General features: G+C 59.1%; 12 protein-coding genes. 4 read left to right on the forward strand and 8 right to left on the reverse strand.

Annotated elements, in window-relative coordinates; all coding sequences use genetic code 11:
- Positions 1-171 precede the first annotated feature (171 nt).
- Positions 172-7,233 carry a TcdA/TcdB pore-forming domain-containing protein gene (locus tag CKW17_RS23245; protein WP_095122047.1) on the forward strand — a complete coding sequence of 2,354 codons (7,062 nt, stop codon included), beginning with the start codon at positions 172-174 and terminating at the stop codon, positions 7,231-7,233.
- A gap of 77 nt (positions 7,234-7,310) precedes the next feature.
- Here CKW17_RS23245 and CKW17_RS23250 read toward each other — a convergent pair whose 3' ends face one another.
- Positions 7,311-7,907: a MarC family protein gene (locus tag CKW17_RS23250; RefSeq protein ID WP_095121928.1), complete on the reverse strand. Its 597-nt coding sequence runs from the start codon at positions 7,905-7,907 to the stop codon at positions 7,311-7,313.
- Positions 7,908-8,141: 234 nt separating this feature from the next.
- Here CKW17_RS23250 and CKW17_RS23255 point away from each other — a divergent pair, with 234 nt between their 5' ends.
- Genes CKW17_RS23255 through CKW17_RS23265 form a run of 3 tightly spaced genes read left to right on the forward strand, consistent with a single transcriptional unit; the run spans position 8,142 to position 10,339 of the window.
- Positions 8,142-8,942, forward strand: coding sequence for a hypothetical protein (locus CKW17_RS23255; RefSeq protein WP_095121930.1), 801 nt, complete (start codon positions 8,142-8,144; stop codon positions 8,940-8,942).
- Between the two features lie 57 nt (positions 8,943-8,999).
- A complete protein-coding gene (locus tag CKW17_RS23260; protein WP_095121932.1) occupies positions 9,000-9,701 on the forward strand; it encodes a hypothetical protein in 702 nt (233 codons plus the stop codon).
- Positions 9,698-10,339, forward strand: a complete 642-nt coding sequence (locus CKW17_RS23265) for a hypothetical protein (protein ID WP_095121934.1) — start codon at positions 9,698-9,700, stop codon at positions 10,337-10,339. The genes CKW17_RS23260 and CKW17_RS23265 overlap by 4 nt, the downstream gene beginning before the upstream one ends.
- Positions 10,340-10,361: 22 nt before the next feature.
- On the opposite strand, the gene CKW17_RS23270 is transcribed toward CKW17_RS23265, so the two are convergent.
- From CKW17_RS23270 to prmA, 7 genes are all read right to left on the reverse strand, one after another.
- Complete coding sequence (locus CKW17_RS23270; RefSeq protein WP_095121937.1) at positions 10,362-13,136, reverse strand: hybrid sensor histidine kinase/response regulator; 2,775 nt, start codon at positions 13,134-13,136, stop codon at positions 10,362-10,364.
- Positions 13,137-13,235: 99 nt separating this feature from the next.
- Positions 13,236-14,531: a phosphoribosylamine--glycine ligase gene (gene purD / locus CKW17_RS23275; RefSeq protein WP_095121939.1), complete on the reverse strand. Its 1,296-nt coding sequence runs from the start codon at positions 14,529-14,531 to the stop codon at positions 13,236-13,238.
- A 172-nt stretch (positions 14,532-14,703) separates the two neighbouring features.
- Entirely contained in the window at positions 14,704-16,311 is a 1,608-nt protein-coding gene (gene purH / locus CKW17_RS23280) for a bifunctional phosphoribosylaminoimidazolecarboxamide formyltransferase/IMP cyclohydrolase (protein ID WP_007914589.1), read from the reverse strand.
- Between the two features lie 83 nt (positions 16,312-16,394).
- Positions 16,395-16,715: a DNA-binding transcriptional regulator Fis gene (gene fis, locus CKW17_RS23285; RefSeq protein ID WP_003221275.1), complete on the reverse strand. Its 321-nt coding sequence runs from the start codon at positions 16,713-16,715 to the stop codon at positions 16,395-16,397.
- Positions 16,712-17,722 carry a tRNA dihydrouridine synthase DusB gene (gene dusB, locus CKW17_RS23290; protein WP_095121942.1) on the reverse strand — a complete coding sequence of 337 codons (1,011 nt, stop codon included), beginning with the start codon at positions 17,720-17,722 and terminating at the stop codon, positions 16,712-16,714. Before dusB ends, fis begins: the two co-directional genes overlap by 4 nt.
- A 185-nt stretch (positions 17,723-17,907) precedes the next feature.
- Positions 17,908-19,185 carry a DUF3426 domain-containing protein gene (locus CKW17_RS23295; protein ID WP_095121944.1) on the reverse strand — a complete coding sequence of 426 codons (1,278 nt, stop codon included), beginning with the start codon at positions 19,183-19,185 and terminating at the stop codon, positions 17,908-17,910.
- A gap of 30 nt (positions 19,186-19,215) precedes the next feature.
- Entirely contained in the window at positions 19,216-20,094 is an 879-nt protein-coding gene (prmA, locus tag CKW17_RS23300; protein WP_095121946.1) for a 50S ribosomal protein L11 methyltransferase, read from the reverse strand.
- Positions 20,095-20,254: the final 160 nt, after the last annotated feature.

The raw sequence follows: 20,254 nt of genomic DNA on the forward strand, positions 1-20,254 counted from the left end.
GTGTTGATGCTCGGCGGAAATATACGGAAAGCGATTGTTCTGATGATTGAACAGATGTTTAAGTTGCACATGATTTCTGAAAATAATTGAGTTTTTTCTTTTTTGAGATTTGCCGATTTAATGATTAGCGTGGTGCTCGTTACTATTATTTTGAAAGATTTCGAGGGCATCATGCGAGATATTGAAGTTGCAGTTGGCGAGAATTTTGTGAACTTTGGATCGCTCTTTGCGCGTAGTGATTTTGAACAGGCGTTATTACTGCATAAAAACAACAAGCATTACGACGCGCTGCTGCGCTATTACGCCGCCTGTGCCGGCGCCAAGGATTCACAGCAGTTGCTTGAGCCCTTGCGGCTGTTACGTCAGACGCTGGAGCCTTTGCTGGGATCGAGTCGGGTGAGGCGTGAGGTGGAACCGCCGTTGCCAACCGAGCAAGCGTCCGCCCCGGATCTGGCGCGAATTTACGAGCGGGTCGAAGCCTTCGAGTCGCGGGTGCATGTGGGGGTCGAACTGCTCAAAACCGCGCCGACACGCGTTGCAAAAACGCTGCACTTCGTCTGGCTGGGGGGCGGGCTTGGCGAGATTCAGCGTGATTACCTCAATGTCTGGAAACAGGTGCTTGCCGGGCAGGGGTACACGCTCAATCTCTGGTACGACAGCGATGCGCTGCTGGCATATCAGACCAACAAGCTGATGGTCGAGGCGGCCAAGGTTGACGCCCTGGCCCATGTCGGCGATAAAACCGTCGATGAAAATGCGCTGGCTGACCTATACGAAGAGCGTGCCATTGTGCTGAAGCGGCAGATGCAGGCACACCTCAATGAGGCTGTGGCCAAAGGGCAATCCGCCGATGACGCACGGATTGATCTGCTGGTTCGCGCCTATGGCCAGGATGCGGCGTCATTGCAGGTACTGCGCGAGCAGAACCGTCGCACCCTGCAAGCCATGGCCGGAGGCGATCTGCAGTTGCGCGACCTTGACGCGGCGTCTGTTCCCTTGCAGCTTCAGAGCCTCTATGAGCAGGAAATGCGTTTGCGCGGCAATCTGGCGGCAGCTTCGGATATCGTGCGGGTCGAAGTGCTGTATCGCGAGAGTGGCAGCTATGCCGATGTCGATAACTTGCCGCCTTTGGTGGCGAAGTTGGCGGGGGTCGATCTTGAGGTTCTGGGAGTCGACGCCCGCCTGGGTATTTTGCAGCTGCTGCTCAACCATAATCCCGATTGGATGCCGGGGCGTCAGCCCTCCAACAGCTATGCCAAGCGCATTCCGGCAGAGCACCGTGCGGCATTTGAAGCGTTCGCTCAGAGCCGGCCGGCACTGAGCCAGGTTTTCCAGGCACCGACCGATTTGCTGGCTCGCCCCTTCATGTTGCGAGCAGTCGCCGAAGGCAATTCGATGACCAACGCGTTCCTGATGGCCCATGCCGGATCGGCGACGCTGCAAGCAGTGATCGAACGTATCCGCTTCAACTATCAGTTGGTCGACGACACGCTACGCCAGGCGGCGCAGCGTGGTGTCGCACTGACTGACTCTGAAGGTGTGTTGTCGTTGGCACAGACGATTCTGGAACAGACTTACGGCCCGTTCGGCGAACTGCCGAACCAGGAAGAAATGCTCGCAGGCTTTCTCGCCAGTGCGGCTGCGAGCTACTTCAGTGACGGGATCCGGCGCCAGAGCGAAGGCACCATCTATCTGACCGGCCCGGGTGCGATACGCGACGCCATGGCCGATTACGCCAGAGTGCATCTCACTCCGGAGCAGGCCAGGGAAATTCGCACCGAGGCCGCCATTGCACGCTACGCCTCGGTCAACCGCGCCACCGAAGAAGAGCTGGATCACTCCTGGAAAGACAACGCGACCGATCCGGTGAAATGGGTCGAGGATGAGCAGGCGCGCTGGAAGCAAGGCCAATACAAAACCCGCTACCAGGGCGATGTCGCGCAATTGCTCAAAGGTTCGAGCATTGAGTTCGAGCAGGGTTGGCCTCTGATTGAAGGGCGTGCGGTGCTGCTGACCGATATCTTGCAGCGTCTGGTCGACGGGCTCGGCGATCGCTTTGTCGAGGCCATGCGTCAGGGCTTCGACGGGACGATGACGTTCGAGGATCCTTTGCCCCTGAGTTTTGCCGATCGTCAGCTCATCAAGGATCAGCCGCTCAGAGCGCGACCTGCAGCTTTTCCGCCAGACAGGCGATTCCTGAATCTGGGGCTGGATGAAGTGCTGAGCGCGATGGCCCATGGTGAGCTGACACTGGCCGAGACAACGCCACTGCAGCGTTTGGCGTTGGGCGTGTTGCTGGGAATCGACTCGCTGCACAGCCAACGCTTTGACGCGTACAGCGGTGATTTGGATAACCTGGCCAACAGTGTTCGTGAGCTGGGTGCTTCGAGTCGCTATGCCGTCATTGAACGACATCTGTATACCCGCAAAGATGCAGCGTTCCTGAGTGGTCTGGCCGGCGAGATCGCTGAATCGGCAGCATCGGTCAGCGCGCTGGATCTGAAAAAAGCTGCGCTGATAAAGGCGCAGACCCTGCAACAGTGGGGACGCTACGTTGCACAGATACAACAAGTGGCCACGCTTGAACATCGCTTGCAGATTGGCCAGCAGATGGATCAGGTCTTCAGTCAAATCGAAGTCAGCGGCGTGAAACCCGTACCGCAAGATCTATTGCTTGATGGCGTTGGCGAAACGATTGGGGGGCGCTGTTATCCCCTGGCCTTGATGATGGCCGCTGCCATTGCGACGGGCGAAACGGCTTCCCATCACCTGCGCGAACGTTTTTACCTGGCCGTTCTTGAGCCACAGCAGAATGATTCGATTGTTTTTGTACAAGCGCTGGAGGAACTGCGAGGGACCCGGCTGAGTGAGGTGGGCACGACGCTCTCGCGGGCTGATCTGAGTCAGATCACCACGGCACTGGAGAACCATACAAGCACCCGAACGTTGTTGCTCAACTCGGACAATCACTCGATGCTGGTGGCGAAAACCGTAGAGGGTGAAAAGGTCCTCTATCATTTTTACGACCCCAACTTCGGCGTGTTCGAATTCGAGAGTGCCGCGATGCTCAAGCGGGCGCTAGAGCACTTTTTCCTGAAGATGGGCATGGCCAAATATTATGCGGCCTACGGCGCCGAGATCCGGCCGACGTTCGACCTGATCGAGTTGCAGGGCGAGCGCGTGGCGGCCTTGCCATTGTCCACCGGGTTCGAGGTGGCGAAGATGCTCAAGGGCGAGCCGTTGCCCGGGCAGCCAGCCGGCAAGCTGCGCCAGCGTCTGAACAGCGCTCATGGTCGATCACTGGTCGAAAATTCTCATCTGGGGGCCAGCCTGCTCGGGCTGGACAGTCATTGGTGGGGGCAGCAGATCGCTCATGCGACGACAGCGCTGCAAGACCTTCATACGTCGGCCACGCCGTTGGTGCCATTGTTCGACACCCTGGAAGTCACCCCCGAGGGCCAGTATCGATTGCATTTGATCGACCCGGCGCAGCCTGAACGTGTGGTGCAGGTTGTCAGCGACGACCACCGACTGCTGCGGATCAAAAACTGGTTGTCCGAGCAGTTTACGACGCTGGCGCGCAAACCGGTCGCAACCGTGGCGGTACTGGATCCGACCGAGGCTGGCAGTGTTCATACCCTCAATGCCGGTTTCGCGATCCAGGCGCTGATGAACGCCTTGCGCGGACGTGAAGGCGAAGGCCGCACGCTGACCACCGCGGTACGTCTGCACGCTTACCTCAATTACGCGCAGTTGCTGCATGGCAATGTCGTGGATGTAGTCGGTCTGGTTCAACTGGTCAAAACCGCGTTGGGGGAAGAAAAGATCATCGCCCGTACTTGTGCCTCAGTGGTCTCAGAGGCGTTGGGGCATGCAGCCAATGAAGGTATCGGGGCCGTGCTCGGACTGGCCAACGTCGGGTTTGATATTTATCAGTTGGTAACCGCTGGTGACGATGTTGAAAAAGCGCAATTCGGCACGCAGCTGGCGTTTGACTCCGCCAGTCTGGCCTTGACGGCCGGCGGGGTCGGAGCGGCAGTAGCTGGCGCGTCGACTGCCGCTGCGGTGCTGGGCGGCGCCGGGGTGATTTTGGGCGGGTTGGCTGTGGGCGTGGCGGCGCTTGCCCAAGGGTTTGCCGCCATCGCACGCAACGCCCAGGAAGTCGGGACGTTTTTTTCGGATCTGCAAGAGGCCCATCGCGGCGTCGGTTATCGCTTCGACGATGCCCTGAAGGCGTGGGTTGTGGCGCCAGCGCTGGTGGTCAAAAGAATCGATCTGGCAGCCACTGCGCTGATACTCGACAGCCCCAGGCTTTACCCGTTACGCGACCACTTCGGTGTGCCGGATTTCGACGCCGACTACTCCCGGGCGATCAATGTGCGCCAACACCTGGGTTTGCCCGGGCAGCTTGCGTTCGCACCGGCCGAGGGACAAGCCATCGTCCTGCCGTGCACCCCCGAGACCTGTTATGGCTATGAATACAAGGCGCTGCCGTTTGCTTCTTCGCGGCATGACCGCGGTTTCGACATCGCCCGCCGTCTGGAAAAACGGCAAGCAAACGGCAACTGGCTGTTTCTGTTTTCGTTTTACTCATTTCCTTCGCACTACATCGTCAGCCGTCTGCTTCCTCAGTATCGCGAAACCGTTATCGAAGTTGTTCTGGACAGGACTCAACGCACGCTGGTGGTGCCGTCGCTGCCCCGCGCCTGGAAAAATCAGGTGTCATACAAGATTTTCGGCGTTGGCGCGCATTGCACCCTGGCGCTCAATCCGGACGCTCACATAGAACTCGTGTCGTCGAGCCAGCACTCCTCCAGATGGGTACTGGAGGCTGGTTGGGCGCGCGAAAGTGATGTCCGGATCGAGCAACTGGGCGATCTGTATATCGGTAATGTTCACGTGAAAGTGACCGGTCATGGACGTCATTCGCTGCTGATTCGCACGGGCGATCACCAATTGTTCAGCGTTAACCGTGGCAAGCGTCAGTTGGATGTCATTCAGCAAAGCGCTCCGGAGGGGCTTGATGAGCAAGCGTTACTGACGCATTTCAGAGCGCTGGCCCGCGAGCATCGCCTGGTACTGCCCTACACGCCGGTGCATGACTGGCTGATCCCGTTCGAGTCGCCGCAGGCGCCGCGCTCCACCACCGCCTGGTATGACGCCCGGGAAGACCGTTTCGTCTACATCCGCAACGAAGACATCGCCGATACCGAGGATGCACAACTGGCACTGGTGGCCGATGGGTATGCGTATTTCTATCTACCGGACAGCTATGACATCTGGCAGGTCGATGCCGTCAGTGGGCTGCTCAGGTATCGCTATCGGTTGATCGTGGCTGAGGGCGAAAGCCTGATTGGCCCTGTCGAGATGGATGCACATGGCGTGATTCATGTCGAGCAGACTGTCACCGGCGCCCATGGCCCCCGACGGTTCAATTACCTGATTCACCGGCAGCAACTGCTGCTGGGTTCCGTCACCCATGACATGGCGCCGGAGCTGCAGGCGACTGTGTTCGCCAGCGAAATCCTGGGCGACTGGGCATCGGTGCTGGGCGAGCACACAGTGCTTCGTGCCGTCGCTGAGCGAGACGGTGAGACGACTGTCGACTGGCAACCGGCGACGTACGTTTCCGTCAGCTGGACATTCGACACGGACAAGCGCGATATCGTCTGGATTCGCAGTCTCGATCGCTTGTTGATTCATCCATTGCCTGAGGCGCGTCATGCCCGTGGCTGGCCGGACTCGATCAAGAATCTGGCGGACCTGGTGCTGTTGCCGATGGCGCAGCAAAAAAATGTCTACTTCATCTACAACCGTCTGGAGCAGACCCTTTGTCGCCGGCAGCGGGTGGTAGTGCAAGGTGTCGAACAGTGGTCGGATCGCTGGGTGCAGCCGCCAGGGCTCAAGCAAATCGTGGCGGTCGAGAACGGCTACCTGATTCTGGACGACGAGGGACGACTCTTTAATCTGTCTGCCCAAGGCGAGTTCCCCCTGTACGGTGTCGGTGAGCAGTGGCTGAAGGATCATACGCACTGGTGGCTGGCGCTGGAGCCGCTTGCCAAACGTTATCCGGTGGACAGTTTTGCGATCGTTGGTTTACGCAACCTGGCCGGAGACGGCAACCTGAGTGCCTGGTGTGTCAACGGCCGCCTGCTCTTGTGCGATCCGGGACGCGACGTTCCAGTGCGCTTGCTGGGCATGGCCTCCGATAATCGGGCGGCCTGGCTGTTCAATATGTCCACAGGTGAAATCTGGACACAGGGGTTCGTTGAACCACAGCAGCTTGTCCGGGCATTTGCAGAAGGGGCGCAACTGCTGCACAGCGACGTTCTGCCAGTTCCCGAGCGGGCGTGGCGTGACTGGCGGTTTAGCGACGTTGCCGTGGATGGCTCCGGGTTGCGCGGTACAACCGTTGACGGCGTAACGCTGCAACTGGGGCATCAGCAGACAGCCTTGGTCACCGCTGTCGACCGTCGTTGGGTGGCGGCACAAGGCGAGCACCTGGTAGAGCACATGCAAGCCTTGTTGGCCAGGGTTGAACATGGCGCGTTTGTGTCAGTGGAGTCCGCGCCTGGCCATTTGCAGTGGTACGACGTGCGCAGCGCTCGGCTGGTGAGCATTGCCGCCGACCGCCTGCCTGCGGACGTTGTCATGCTGGGCACCCGCAATCAGGTCAATGTGTTACTGCTCGAGCGTCGGCAGGGCACGGTGCAGGCGTATCCAGGCCTGCACAGCTTCGGGCCGTTCGACTATCTTCAGCGCGATGCACAGGTCATGACCCTTGAAGGCCACGACAAAATAAATGATCTGCTACCGCTGATTGCCGACGATGTCAGCACGCTGGTCGTGCGATTGGGACAGGGCGGTGTGACCTGTCATTTGTCGAAGGACGCCTGGTCGAGACTGGACAGGGTTGTCGTCGACTGTCGCCATGCACTGGGGCAATCGCCGGCGATCCCGGGCAAGTTGATCTGGGACTTCGACACGCCGGATAACCTGTTGTTCGAGATCGTGCAGGAGCATTTGGTCATCGTCGATCCAGCCAATGAGCATGCACTGATATTCCGTGATGTGGGCTCATCCGATCCGTCATTGCGCGGGGAAGTATTCCTCGCCTTCAAAGCCCGGCAATCCTTGCCGATCTCCGCGTGGGTGCGGCAGTTGCAGACCAGGAAAGGACGTGGCAGCGTGACATTCCGGGCACTGACCGCCGAGCCGGCCATTGCCGGCTAAGCCCGCCTCACGATAGAGCGCCGCGAACAAGGCTGTTCGCGGCGTTCTGCTGTCCGATCATGGTTCGAGGCACTGGTTCAGGACACCAGATAGCCTTTGACCCCGGTGAAGATGATCTGCGCTGCCAGTGCGCAAACAAACAAACCCATCAAACGACTGACAATCTGCAAACCCTGGTCGCCGAGAATCCGCTCAATGCGGTTGGACAGGTAGAGCACCACGCCGACGGTGAAACTGGCCAACGCAATACTCATGATCGCCGTGAGTTTGTCGTCCCAGTGCGGCTGGCTGACTCCCATCACCAGCAGTGCACCGATAGTGCCGGGGCCAACGGTCAACGGAATGGTCAACGGTACGATGGTCACGTCCTGCTGCACGTTGTCGGTTTGTACCACGGACTTGCCTTGCGCCATGCCCAGCGCAGAGATGAACAGCACGCTGCCGGCACCGATACGGAAGGCATCGACCGTGATGCCGAACACATCGAATATCACCCGCCCGAACAAATACAGCAGCACACTGGAAACCAGAGTGGCGATCGCCACCTTCCAGGCCAGGCGCCGTTGCTCCTTGCGCGAATAACCACGGGTCAGGCTGATAAAGCAGGACAACACGAAGAACGGGCTATAGAGCACCAGCATCTTCAGGTAAACGCTGAACAACACGTGGAGCATGGTCTTGGCTCGCAGCAGGAGAGTGTGGGAAGGAGTCTATCAGTCGTTCAATGACTTGTGGGTGTCATGACTTTAAAGTCTTTTGATGTTGTTGTGTTATTGGTTGGTTATGTGTTGTTTAGTTGCTTTGGTAATTGGTGTTACATGTTTTGGTTTGTTGTTGGTTAATGCTTTGGTTATGGTTGTTTTCGCAAGTTCATGAGGGCTTGTTTTAATAAGGATAAGGAATCCATGATGCATAACCAATACATTCAACGAGCTTATATTTCCAACTGCGTTGGCAACTTGCAGCAATATGAAATTGATGAGCCTGCGGCTATTCAGAGTCGCAGTTTTGCTCTGAGTCTCGACTCGGGAGACGTGGTTGAAGCCCCGACCAAAGGTTCTATCGTTGGCGAAGGCATCTTGTCCTTCTCGGGTGGTCTCAGTGACCAGAATCGATCCGATGCGCAGAACGCTTTTCTCTTCGCAAGTCTGGTGGCGAACAAAAAGTATCCGCTGGAGCATCAGGGCCAGGAGTGGTATCTGTTATTCCGCGAGGTCATGACCAACGCCGGCTGGACACCGGTCAGCAAGTACTACAGTAACCTGGAAGTCGCCGGTACCAGTGTCCGGATGGATAAACTGGTGCTGGAAATTCTCGGCTCGGTGATTGCAGGTCTCGCCGTCCCGGGTCCCACCACCGCGTTGATGCTGAAAGTCGCTGGGGACGCCATCGCCGCGTTGCAAAAACGTGACACCGCCCTGACGGTGTACGAGCGAAATCTGCTGAACAATGGCGTCGGTGGCGTTACGGCCGCAGCCTGCACTGAAGTAAACGGCGAAGCCATCATGGCGATGGGTGCCGTACGTTTTCTGCGCAGGAACACTTCGACCAAAGTCTTGTTTGTAGACGTGGATGTCCGCAATGTGAAGTTGTACCGTGGTGAAACGGTATTTGCCAAAAATACACTGGTCGCTGATGCAGCTCGCGATACTATCCGGAAAAAGCTGGGTCTGAATGCTGTTTCGAAAATCGAAGAATATGATATTTAATTGATGTGAAAGGGTGGTCGAAAGTCGGCCGCCCTTTTTTGTATGGGAGAAAACAATATGACTGACGATTGTTTGATATTGGTTGTCGGAGCTTCCATTCTGGTTTTGCCTGAAACGGATCAGATGGAAGTTTATGATGATCTGATTGACTCAACGTTATTGGCGCAACTGGTGGCCAACAAAAGGATTGAAAAGTTTCCGGGCGTGAATTGGTACGACGCTTATGTAGGCGTTCTCGATGACTTCTGGTTACGCCATCAAAAGTCCAGTCAGACCTGGAAGGTCAGCGACGAAGCGGAAGAAACTTCCCTTGGTTTTTTTACCGCCGCGCTACGCCAGGGCGCTTTGGGGCAAACCCGCACAATGACCAACGTGCTGGCACGAATGGCAAAGATGTCGGGCGAAGAGCCTGCCATCCAGTTGTTGCGCAGTTACATGACAGTTTCTGACGCGGGGCAATCGATCACCGCACCGGCATCGTCGATGGATGTGCGCTTGCTGGTCACCTGCGCGAACTCACCGTCCTCGATCACAACCTCGTATGTCCAATTCAAGACTCGCGAAGCGCTGACTTCCAATCCGTTGCAACAAGTGTTTCAACCCGATGATGTACGAGGCGTGGTCCAGGCGAATCACGCGCGGGCCAATCTTTCCGAAACCCTTTATGGCCCTGCGCGCAGGGCCATTGCCTTGAAAGTCAGGGATCGGCGTGCCAGCAGCGTCGCAACATTGACTCTGCCAGCGGAGATTGAATCGTGACGGACCTCAATACACCGCATGCCGCAGTGGTGGGTGCCAGTGTCGTGGCTTTTGCCGGTGGTCTGCCGGCGTCACATCGGGACGACATCTATATGAGCACCGCCTATGCACAACGGGCTACGCGCGCGGCATTCAATGACGGACTGTCGGGTGACTGGTTCGAGTATTACTGCAACGTGCTCAGGTTTGTCGGCTGGGATATGCCGAAACCGCAAACACTGGCGCCATTGAATAACCGCCGGATGGCCACGCAGGCCACGCAGCGTATCTCAAGCAACCTCGGCGAAGCATTCTGCGAGCCAATGCGCCGTGCTCTGGTGGCGATGGAGCGAAACGCAGTGGCGCTCAACCTGTTTGAGACCGCCAGCCTTCGCGCTAACGCTGGTTTTTTTCAGATGATTCCCTGCGTCCTGAACGGACCGAACAAGGTGGAAATGGGCGTCTATCATCGACAGTTTCAGATTGAGCGAGCCGTGCCGGGATTTCTGTTCAGCGAAGATCAAACACTGATCCACGACAGCGTTGAACAGTTCGCCGCCATCACCTTCAATACCCTCCACTACGCGCAGTTTCGAGAGAAGGTGAAAAAGTCGGTAATTACTGGCTCGCTCAAGTACTTGAGCAATCTGGAAATATGATCGACTCGGCGACCAGGACAACTCAGAACGTCGAGGCTGTCCGGTTCTGCTGATCACGCTGGGCGACCCAGTGCTCGATCAGCTCGCGCAACTGCGACAGCTCGACGGGCTTGGACATGTGCCCGTCCATCCCGGCCTGGCGCGCGCGCTCTTTGTGCTCGGCGAGAATGTGCGCCGTCAATGCCACGATGGGCGTGCGAATGCGTTGGTTACTGACTTCCCATGCGCGCAATTGCTGGGTCGCGGAGAAACCGTCGAGTATCGGCATTTCGCAGTCCATCAGCACCAGATCGTAGCGTTGCGCCTTCATCGCTTGCAGCGCTTCCTCGCCATTGCTGGCGGTGTCCGGTTGCAGATTGAGCTTGCCGAGCATGCCGCGAATCACTTTGGTCGAAATCGTATTGTCTTCGGCAACGAGGATGCGGAAATCGCTTGGCACTTTCGCCGCCGTGGCCGGGCTGACCACTTGCGGCTGGAACACCACCTGGCCTTTGTTGCGCTGGTTCAGTTCATCGGCGAGCGTCGTCTTGAGGGTGTAGCCGGCCACCGGTTTGGCGAGGATGCGTTTGATCCCCGAGTTGCGCGCAATGATTTTGCTTGGCGCATTGCTGATGCCGGTAAGCATGATCAGCAAGATGTCGTGATTCAGACTCGGGTCTTCCTTGATCTTGGCCGCCAGTTGCATGCCGGTCATGCCCGGCATGTTCTGATCGAGCAACACCACATCAAAGTAATCACGCAAGTGCGCCTTGGTGCGCAACAGTGCCAGCGCTTCTTTGCCTGATGGCACGGCGCTGACGTTCAAGCCCCAGGCACTGCATTGCTGGACCAGTACTTTGCGGCAAGTGTCGTTGTCATCGACCACCAGCACCCGTGCGCCTTGCAGCGGACTGTCGAGGTCGGAGGTCGGATGTTCGAGGCGATCCGGATCCAGTGGCAAGGTCAGCCACAAGGTGCTGCCCTGAGTGGTGCCGCTCTTGATGCCGAACTCACCATGCATCAGACGAATCAATTGCCGTGCGATCACCAGCCCCAGATTGCCGCCCAGGCGATTGGCCGAGAGGAAATGCTTGCTGTGCAGTTCGGCGTGCATCAAGGCATCACGCTCTTCCTGCTCCATTGGCTGGCCGCTGTCCTGCACGGCAATGCGCAGGCGCGGTTTGCTGCTGCGCTCATCGAGGGCGACGACGATCAGTACTTCGCCCTCGTCGGTTTTCTTCAGGGCGTTCTCCAGCAGGCTTAGCAGGGTCTGGCGCAGGCGCGTCGGGTCACCGCTGATCACCCGTGGCACTTGCGGCTGGATAAAGCTGATCAGTTCGACATTCTGCTGCTCGGCCTTGGCGCGGTAGATGCTCAGGCAGTCATCGATCAAGGCATTGAGGTCGAACTGCACGTCGTCCAGTTCGATCTGCCCGGATTCGAGCTTGGAGATGTCGAGGATCTCGTTGATCAGCGTCAGCAGTTCGTTGCCGGCGCTGTGGATGGTCTGCACGTAGTCGCGTTGCTTGACCGACAGCGGTGTGCCCAGCAGTAGCTCGGTCATGCCCAGCACGCCGTTCATGGGCGTGCGGATTTCGTGGCTGATCTTGGCGAGGAATTCGGCTTTGGCGTTGATCTCGGCATTGCTTGCGGCGAGATCGCGGCTGACGCTGAAGCGGCTTTCGGTGATGCTGCGCTGGCGCTCGCCCAGGGCGATGCTCATCAACAGACCGCTGATGCAGATGAACGCCATCAGGGTCATGATCAAGCCTTGCGGCGACACCAGTGTCAGCCCCAGCAAGGCGGGAAGAATGATCAATGTGCCGATGTTGAACACCACCATCGCCGCGACGAACAAACGCGCCGGGCGATAACCCTTCTGCCAGTGATAGAACGCGACAAACAACATGCTCAGGCCGGCCAGGGCCACCAGTGCATAAGTGATGATGTTCAGCGGCAGGGTGTTGACGAACAGCAACAACAGGCTGCAGGTCACGATAAACAGAATGTCGCCCAGCAACAGTTTGTTCAGCGGGTGCGGACCAAGCGGGGCGAAGAAGCGCAACGCAAACATCAACCCGGCCGGTGCGGTCAGCAGTAGGGCCAGATAGGCGCCCGGTGTCTGGATCGCGTGCCAGTTCGGCAGCCACGGGCCGGCGAGATTGAGCAGCAGCAAAAGGCTGAGGCCCAACAGGCCTTCGCAGACCGCCAGCCACAAGCTGCTGCGCGAGCGGGAATAGGCGTAGCGCACCAGATTGTGCAACAGCAGCATGGCGAGGCAGCCGAACAGCAAACCGAAGACCAGCGTCTGATTGTGGTTGGCCGCGCTCATCACCGCCGATTGCAGGGTGACGTGCGGGCGCAACTGATGGTCGGAGACCATGCGCAGATAGACATCGAGGGGTTTGTCGCTCTGTGGCAACGGCAGCATGAAGTCGCTGCTCGGCAACGGCCGTTCGGCCTGCGGCTGGTCGGTGCCGGTGTTGCGTTGCTCGATCAGCTGGTTGCCGTCGAGCACGTAGAGATTGAGCTGTGACAGGTCGGGGGCAAAGATGCGCAGCACTTGTTCGTGCTTGCCCGGTGCCAGCCGGAAACGCAGCCACAGGGCGCCATCGGGCGCGGACGCGGTGAGGCGGTCAAGGTCGATGGGGCTGAATTGATTGGTGTAGCGAGCGGAGCGGATGTCGCTCAGTTGCAGATTGCCCTGATCGTCGAGCAATACCGACCAGCCACTGCCTTGCGCGGCCTGGGCCGGGAGCATGCAGAGCAAGGTCAGCAACGTGACGGTGAAGCTTATGGCAATCCTGAGCCAGCGCACGGCGAAATCCCTTCGTAGGTTGATGCCAGAATATAACGATGCGCGACGGTGGAACAGCCCGGCAGGGAATGGCATTCCTCGCCGGGCTACAACGACAGCTTATTCCTGGGTTTCGCCACGTTCACGGGCAATGGCGCGGTAGCCAATGTCCTTGCGGTAGAAGCAGCCTTCCCAGTCGATGACTGCCGCCAGCTTGTAGGCTTGCTGCTGCGCTTCACCGACGCTGGCGCCCATTGCCGTGGCGCAGAGCACGCGACCACCGGCAGTGACAACCTGAGCGTCTTTCAGTGCGGTGCCGGCGTGGAAGACTTTGCCTTCCAGCTTCGCCGCAGCATCGAGACCATTGATCGCGGCGCCCTTGGCGTAGTCGCCCGGGTAGCCGCCAGCAGCCAGCACGATGCCGACGCTCGGGCGTGGATCCCACTGTGCTTCAACCTTGTCCAGCGCTTGCGCCAGCGCGGCTTCGACCAGCAGCACCAGGCTCGATTGCAGACGCAGCATCACCGGTTGGGTTTCCGGATCGCCGAAGCGGCAGTTGAACTCGATGACTTTCGGGTTACCGGCCTTGTCGATCATCAGACCGGCATAAAGGAAACCGGTGTAGACATTGCCTTCCTCGGCCATGCCGCGCACGGTCGGCCAGATCACCAGATCCATCACGCGCTGGTGCACGTCGGCGGTGACCACCGGGGCAGGGGAGTAAGCACCCATGCCGCCCGTGTTCGGGCCGCTGTCGCCGTCGCCAACACGCTTGTGGTCCTGGCTGGTGGCCATCGGCAGCACATTCTTGCCGTCGACCATAACGATGAACGAAGCTTCTTCGCCGTCGAGGAACTCTTCGATCACCACACGCGAACCGGCGTCACCGAAAGCGTTGCCAGCGAGCATGTCACGCACGGCGTCTTCGGCTTCAGCCAAAGTCATGGCGACGATCACGCCTTTACCGGCGGCCAGGCCATCGGCCTTGATCACGATCGGTGCGCCTTTTTCACGCAGATAAGCCAGAGCCGGCTCGATCTCGGTGAAGTTCTGGTAGTCGGCGGTCGGGATCTTGTGGCGTGCCAGGAAATCCTTGGTGAAGGCTTTCGAGCCTTCCAGTTGCGCAGCACCGGCGGTCGGGCCGAAGCAGTCCAGACCACGTGAGCGGAACAGGTCGACGACGCCAGCCACCAGTGGCACTTCCGGACCAACGATGGTCAGGGCAACGTTTTTCTCGGCGAAGTCGGCCAGTTGCTCAAGCGCCAGCACGTCGATGGCGACGTTTTCGCACTTGGCTTCAATGGCGGTGCCAGCGTTGCCCGGTGCAACGAAAACCTTCTGCACGCGCGGATCCTGAGCCACTTTCCAGGCCAGGGCGTGTTCACGGCCACCGCTGCCAATGATCAAAACGTTCAAAGAGAGACTCCTTCGGAGAAAGCTGCAAGCTATAAGCTGCAAGCAAGAGCGAATGTGTGGCTCTTAACTACAGCTTATTGCTCTGAATTAATAAGGCTGCAACTGCAAGAAGGAGCGACACCGGTCTGCTCTTTCTTGCAGCTTGCAGCTTGAGACTTGTAGCTGCCGTGTATCAGTGACGGAAGTGGCGCATGCCGGTGAATACCATCGCGATGCCGGCTTCGTCAGCAGCAGCAATCACTTCAGCATCACGCATCGAACCACCCGGCTGGATCACCGCAGTGATACCGACCTTGGCCGCATTGTCCAGGCCGTCGCGGAACGGGAAGAACGCGTCGGAGGCCATCACCGAACCGGCCACTTGCAGGCCAGCGTGCTCAGCCTTGATCGCGGCAATACGCGCCGAGTTTACGCGGCTCATCTGGCCAGCGCCGACACCGATGGTCTGACGGTTCTTGGCGTAGACGATGGCGTTGGACTTAACGTACTTGGCGACTTTCCAGGCGAAGATCAGGTCGTGGATTTCCTGTTCGGTCGGCGCGCGTTTGGTCACGACTTTCAGGTCATCGGCGCTGATCATGCCGATGTCACGGCTCTGCACCAGCAAACCGCCGTTGACACGCTTGTAATCCCACGCAGCAGCGCGGTCAGCCGACCACTCGCCGCAGGCCAGCAGGCGCACGTTGGCTTTGGCTGCAACGATGGCGCGAGCTTCTTCGCTGACGCTCGGGGCGATGATCACTTCAACGAACTGACGCTCGACGATCGCTTTGGCGGTCTCGGCATCCAGTTCACGGTTGAAGGCAATGATGCCGCCGAACGCCGATTCGGTATCGGTGGCGTAAGCCAGTTCATAGGCCTGACGGATGCCGCCTTCAGCGTCCGGGCTGACTGCCACGCCGCATGGATTGGCGTGCTTGACGATCACGCAGGCTGGCTTGACGAAGCTCTTCACGCATTCCAGCGCGGCGTCGGTGTCGGCGACGTTGTTGTACGACAGCTCTTTGCCTTGCAGTTGGGTCGCAGTGGCGATGCCGACTTCGGCAGGCTTGGCCTCAACGTAGAACGCCGCGCTCTGGTGCGGGTTCTCGCCGTAGCGCATTTCCTGGGCCTTGATGAACTGGCTGTTGAAGGTGCGCGGGAATTCGCTGCGGCCTTCAGTGCTCAGGGTTTCAGCGGCCTGGTTCACGGTGCCCATGTAGTTGGCGATCATGCCGTCGTAGGCGGCGGTGTGTTCGAAAGCCTTGAGCATCAGGTCGAAACGCTGAGCGTAGGTCAGGCCGCCGGCCTTGAGGCCTTCGAGCACGCTGGCGTAATCGCTGGCATTTACCACGATCGCTACGTCTTTATGGTTTTTCGCTGCCGAACGGACCATGGTCGGGCCGCCGATGTCGATGTTTTCGATGGCAGTCGGCAGGTCGCAGCCTGGCTTGTTGATGGTGGCTTCGAACGGGTACAGGTTGACTGCAACCAGATCGATCGGCTTGATGCCGTGCTCGCTCATGATCGCGTCGTCGATACCGCGACGACCGAGGATGCCGCCGTGGATTTTCGGGTGCAGGGTTTTCACCCGACCGTCCATCATCTCGGCGAAACCGGTGTAATCCGCGACTTCCACTGCGGCAACACCGTTGTCGCGCAGCAGCTTGAACGTCCCGCCGGTGGAGAGGATCTCGACGCCCAGGGCTTCAAGCTCCTTGGCGAATTCGAGGATCCCGGTCTTGTCGGAAACGCTGATCAAGGCGCGGCGGATCGGCAGGCGGGTAGTCTGGTCGGTCATCTCAATTTCCATCAAAAGCAAAGGAAGTCAGCAAAAAAGGCGACCGTTTTTTACGCGGGCGCCTTTCTGGTTTGATTGAATGCTTACAGCAGATCGTACTGCTTGAGTTTCTTGCGCAGCGTGCCGCGGTTAAGTCCCAGCAGCTCACTGGCCTTGGTCTGGTTGCCCTTGACGTAGTTCATCACGCTTTCGAGCAGGGGCGCCTCGACTTCGGAGAGCACCAAGTTGTACACATCCGTGACGGACGCGCCCTCAAGGTGGGCGAAATAATTGTGCAGCGCCTTCTCGACACTCCCGCGAAGGGTCTGACCTTCTTCGCTCGGAGTATTGAGGTGCTGTTTCAAATTCACGTTGTCGCTCACGGGTGCTGTTCCACTCACTAAAGTCTCGGTCATCATCGTCATGCGGCCACCCCTTCTTCGTCCCCTGTCAGGCTCTTGTAACGCTCGGCGAAGAACTCCCGAACGTTGGCGCATTGTGTTTCCGTACCATCCAAACGATTGAAGTGGGCGCGAAACTCCCTGGCGCCCGGCAAGGTTGCGAGATACCAGCCCACATGCTTGCGCGCAATGCGCACGCCCATCACATCCCCATAGAAAGCGTGAAGTGCGGCCAGATGCTCTAGCAGTATGTGTTCCACCTCGATCAGTTCCGGTGCCGGCAATTTCTCGCCTGTGCGCAGGTAATGATCGATCTCGCGAAAAATCCATGGCCGCCCTTGGGCAGCGCGGCCTACCAACAGGCCATCGGCACCGGTCGCGTCGAGCACGTAACGGGCCTTTTCCGGCGAATCGATATCGCCATTGGCAAACACCGGGATCGACACGGCCTGCTTGATCGCGGCAATCGTGTCGTATTCGGCTTCACCCTTGTACAGATCGGCGCGAGTGCGGCCATGCACTGCCAGCGCCGTAATGCCGGCCTGCTCGGCGATCTTCGCCACGGTCAGACCGTTCTTGTTGTCGCGATCCCAGCCGGTGCGGATCTTCAGGGTGACCGGCACATCAACCGCCGTCACAACGGCATGCAGGATCTCGGTCACCAGTGCTTCATCTTTCAACAACGCGGAACCGGCGGCCTTGTTGCAGACCTTCTTTGCCGGGCAACCCATGTTGATATCAATAATCTGTGCGCCCAGTTCGACGTTGGCCCGGGCCGCGTTCGCCAGCATCTGCGCGTCGCCACCGGCAATCTGTACCGAGCGTGGCTCGGGATCGCCTTCGTGGATCATGCGCATGCGCGACTTGCGGGTGTTCCACAGGCTCATGTCGCTGGTGACCATTTCCGAGACAACAAGCCCTGCGCCCAGACGCTTGCACAGCTGACGAAAGGGCTGATCGGTGACCCCCGCCATCGGGGCGAGAATCAAGCCGTTCTGCAATGTGTATGGGCCGATGCGTACCGCCGACATAGGACTTCCCTGAAGTGGGGCCGGATCATGAGAGTTCGAAAAAGGGTTGGCATGATACCCGCTCTCGATGACTGGATAAAGGCTGAATTGAACAAAATCTGAACAGTTATTCTGTTATCGCCACAGGTTTGGTTGTGGGTGGCAAAGTCAGAAAACCGTCGTCAATTCAGAAACGATGAAGCGACTCACTCGGGCGAGTGGAAACTCAGGCTGTAGTTCACCGCCTTCGGGCCTGGATCGAGAATGTCCAGCGCAATGTGGATCGGCGTCTGCGGCGGCATTTCCGCCAGACCTTCGAGATCACCTCTGAGGTATTCGCCGGGTTTGAAGCGACGACTGGCGATCAGGTGGCCGTTGAGGTCGGCAAAGCGCAGCTCCAGCAATGGAAATGGCTGGGAGAATGTCGCGCGGTTATAGATGATTGCGTCGACCACCAGCGCACCGTTGAACTCCGGATGGCTGCGCACCACCAGGTTGCTGCTCTTGATTCGGGCGATGTCCACTTTGGACGGCACCGTGCAGCCGATCTGCGGGCAGATTTGCTGGAACCACGGGCGGTATTGATCCTGCCGGGCCAGCTCATCGAAATGATAGGAGATGTACTGGGCAGCCAGTCCGCCTGCCGCCAGCAAGACCAACACCAGCCAAAGCAAGCGACGACCCCACGGCGAGCGGCGTTTCTGCCAGTCCAGTTGCAGCGGGTCGTCGGTCAGGTCCTGCAGCACTTCGGCGCGTACGCCGGGTTCTGCGCGCTCACGTTTTTTGCGCAGCGGCTCGATCGATGGCAAGTCGTCGTCAGCGCTTTCGTCGCTGGCCGACAAGCGCTCGCGGCGGGCATTCGGGTCGATCGGGTCGTGCAGGCGCAGATGCGGGATTGCCGGTTCGTCATCCAGATCCACCGGTTCCAGCGATAGCGAAGGTTCGGTTCGCTCGGATTTGACCGGTTCGATGTCGGCGATTTCTGCCTCGTCGTCCTCGGGCTCAGCCGTGTGTTCATCGGCGCGCTCGCTGAACAGACTGTCGCGCCAGAGCGTTTCATCCGGTTCAGGGGTGTCGCGGCGTGCGCTCAGGGCATCTTCGCGTGGACGACCGAATTCGGTGGTCGGCTGGATTTCCCGTTGTTCGAGGCGGGCCAGTTCTTCGTCCAGATCGAGGCTGTCGAGATCCAGTTCGGACGCGCTCCACTGCTTTTGGCTGATGGCACGCGGCGCGGGCTGTTCGACGATGGCCGGCGCCTGGACAACCGGCGGGGCCTCGATAATCGGCGGCGGCTCGACAACCGACGGTGCAACCGGTGTCACCGCGTCCTTGCCGGCGTGTTGCTCCAGCAGCTGTTTGGCGGCGTTGAACACTTGCAGGCAGGAGCCGCAGCGAACCACCCCGCGGGCCACGCTCAATTGAGCATGGCTGACGCGGAAACTGGTTTGGCAATGCGGGCACTGGGTGACGAAACTGTCGGTCATGCGGCGATCCGGATTATGCAGACGGACATATTAGCGCCGACGGCCAGTGATGCGCACCCAGCCATCGCGGTTGGCGATCGGGTCGAGGTCAAAGTCCTGCGCATAAGCGGCGGCGACTTCCTCACCTTGCTCGGCGAGAATGCCCGACAGCGCCAGACGGCCACCGGACTTGACCAGCGCGGACAGTTGCGGCGCCAGCGAAACCAGCGGGCCGGCGAGAATGTTCGCGACCAGCACGTCGGCTTGAACCTGCGGCAGATCTTCCGGCAGGTACAGCGGGAACAGTTCGTCGGCAATGTTGTTGCGCCCGGCGTTGTCGCGGGATGCTTCCAGCGCCTGCACGTCGATGTCAGTGCCGACCGCTTCTTTCGCGCCGAGCAGCAGGGCGGCGATGGCCAGAATCCCCGAGCCGCAGCCGAAATCCAGTACGTTGCAGTCTTTCAGGTCCTGACCGTCGAGCCATTCCAGGCACAGCGCGGTGGTCGGGTGAGTGCCGGTGCCGAACGCCAGACCCGGATCCAGCAGCAGGTTGACCGCATCAGGCTCCGGCGCAGCGTGCCAGCTCGGCACGATCCACAGGCGCTGGCCGAAGCGCATCGGCTCAAAACCGTCCATCCAGCTGCGTTCCCAGTCCTGATCTTCTATGACTTCGCTGTGATGCTCGGGCAACGGGCTGCCGGTCAGCAGTTCCAGATGGGCCAGAACCGGTGCCGGTTCAGTGCCGCCTTCGAACAGCGCGAGCAGATGCGTGTGCGCCCACAGCGGGGTGGTATTGAGTTCCGGCTCGAAGATCGGCTGATCTTCGGCGTCCATGAAGGTCACCGACACGGCGCCCACTTCAAGGAAAGCGTCTTCGTAGGTTTCGGCTTGTTCCGGGCTGATGGCGAGACGTACTTGCAGCCAAGGCATGGCGGGCACCTTTGAAAAATATTGATTGCAGCCTAGCGGCCGGCGAGAAGCGCGCAAGTTTACGCGAGCGCAGGCGGTTTGTGGGAGCTGGATTTGTAGCGCCAATCCCTTGTAGGAGTGAGCCTGCTCGCGATGGCGATGTTGCCGTCAACATAAATGC

Source organism: Pseudomonas sp. Irchel s3f10 (assembly GCF_900187515.1).
GTDB lineage: Bacteria > Pseudomonadota > Gammaproteobacteria > Pseudomonadales > Pseudomonadaceae > Aquipseudomonas > Aquipseudomonas tensinigenes.